The sequence below is a fragment of the Glaciimonas sp. Gout2 genome (assembly GCF_035018905.1).
GTDB lineage: Bacteria > Pseudomonadota > Gammaproteobacteria > Burkholderiales > Burkholderiaceae_D > Glaciimonas.
Map to the genome: position 1 here is coordinate 1 of NZ_JASJXA010000141.1, position 373 is coordinate 373.

The following is a 373-nucleotide window of genomic DNA, read 5'->3' on the forward strand; positions in this document are numbered from 1 at the left end:
GATTTATCTGATATTTATTTCAGCTTTTTTAGCCTTTATCTACATCATTATTTCTGGCGTAAGAGCGACTGCCTACATTGCTATTCTTAAAGATATTTTAATGGTAGTTGCCATTGTTGTGGCTGGCGTTGCCGTCTCGTGGGAGTTTGGTGTGACGGAAGTATTTCGCGTAGCAAGCGCGCATGTCAGCAACACTATGGATACCAAACAAATCACCTTTTCGATGAGCACCATGTTCTTCCAATCGTTGGGCTTTTACATGTTTCCTTTTGCGGTACAAAATTTCTTTACCGCAAAAAGCGCCAACACGATCCGCAAAACCCAAATTGCCATGCCGCTTTACATGTTGATGTATCCGTTTTTGATCGTTGCC

Annotated in this window: 1 protein-coding gene; it reads left to right on the plus strand. The window is 42.1% G+C overall.

Features of this window, described 5'->3' with window-relative positions:
* A partial coding sequence (locus tag QN379_RS23515; protein WP_416348567.1) for a sodium:solute symporter family transporter occupies positions 1-373 on the plus strand: 373 nt, incomplete at both ends.